This window comes from Frankia tisae (genome assembly GCF_025403405.1).
Taxonomy (GTDB): Bacteria; Actinomycetota; Actinomycetes; order Frankiales; family Frankiaceae; genus Frankia; species Frankia tisai.
Genome location: NZ_JANEZT010000709.1, coordinates 1 through 1,186, shown reverse-complemented (window position 1 = coordinate 1,186; position 1,186 = coordinate 1). Strand labels below are relative to the sequence as shown.

Below are 1,186 nucleotides of genomic sequence, written 5' to 3'. Positions count from 1 at the left end.
ATGGTGCCGAGCCCGACCACCCCGATCCGCCGTCCCCGCGCCGCCCCACCGCCCGAAGGCCCCGTTTCCGTCTCGATATCGGTGCCGGTCCGGGCAGCCATTTCCGGCCTGCCGTGCGAATGCGTTCCCTGCCGGGATTTCTCGGCCATGCCCAGGCTCCTCAAGGTCGTCGCAGCAGCCCGACGACAATGCGGCGAATTCGCGGGCCGCGCGGTGTCGAACCGCGGACCCGTCGATTCTCCCAGCCTTTCCATCACCCGGCCCGAGATCAATCAGGATTGCCGGCAGGACGAGACCCCGGCCATCAATTCGCTTTCGCGCGAGCAGCGGAAAAAACCGATGAGGGACGAGACCGCCACCCGTGCCGTGAAGAACCATCCGAAATTCCGGCGGCATACCTCGGAGAACCGATGCTCCGCCGCCGGGCCACTCGGGCTCGGCGCATTCCCCGGCGGGCTGCGACGCGACGGAACGGGCGGTCAGAACAGGGTGGGGATGGAGGGTTCGAGGCCGCGCAGCTCGTCGTAGTCCACGACGGCGCAGCCCAGGCCGCGGTCGGCGGCCAGCAGCCGGGCCTGCGGGGTGATGGACTGAGCGGCGAGAATGCCCCGCACCGGGTGTGGCAGCGCCGGGTCCGCGTCCAGCCGGACGAGGTAGCGGGTGAGCTGCTCGACCCCGTCGATCTCGCCCTTGCGCTTGATCTCGACGGCGACCGTGGATCCGTCGCTGTCCCGGCAGAGCAGGTCCACCGGCCCGATCCCGGTCTCGTACTCGCGGCGGATCAGGGTGAGTCCCGCGGCGATCGCGTCCGGCCGATCGGCGAGCAGGACCTGCAGGTGGGCCTCGACGCCGTCCTTGCGCAGCCCCGGGTCGATCCCCAGCTCGTGGCGGGAGTCGTGGAGAACTTCCTCGAGGGTGATGACGAGCTGCTCGGCGGCTCGGTTGGTCACCCGCCAGACCCCGCCGTCCTCCGCGATGACACAGGGCGGGCTCATCCAGTTCAGCGGCTTGTAGGCCCGCCCGTCGGCGTGGATCGACACCGACCCGTCCGCCTTGACGAGCACCAACCGGACGGCGCTCGGCAGATGGGCGGTGAGACGCCCGACGTAGTCGACACTGCACCGAGCGATGACAAGCCGCATGACGTCACGCTATCGCGCCCCCCGGCCTGCCTCCGCCCCAGGGA

The 1,186-nt window shown here is 70.2% G+C and carries 2 protein-coding genes; one reads left to right on the top strand and one right to left on the bottom strand.

The window, feature by feature from the left end; all coding sequences use genetic code 11:
• Positions 1-528 (top strand): hypothetical protein (locus tag NBZ85_RS31250; protein ID WP_261563438.1); only part of this gene is annotated, 528 nt, incomplete at its 5' end.
• Here the strand turns inward: NBZ85_RS31250 and nucS are convergent.
• A complete protein-coding gene (gene nucS, locus NBZ85_RS31245) occupies positions 480-1,142 on the bottom strand; it encodes an endonuclease NucS (RefSeq protein ID WP_261560773.1) in 663 nt (220 codons plus the stop codon). The genes NBZ85_RS31250 and nucS overlap by 49 nt on opposite strands.
• Positions 1,143-1,186 lie beyond the last annotated feature (44 nt).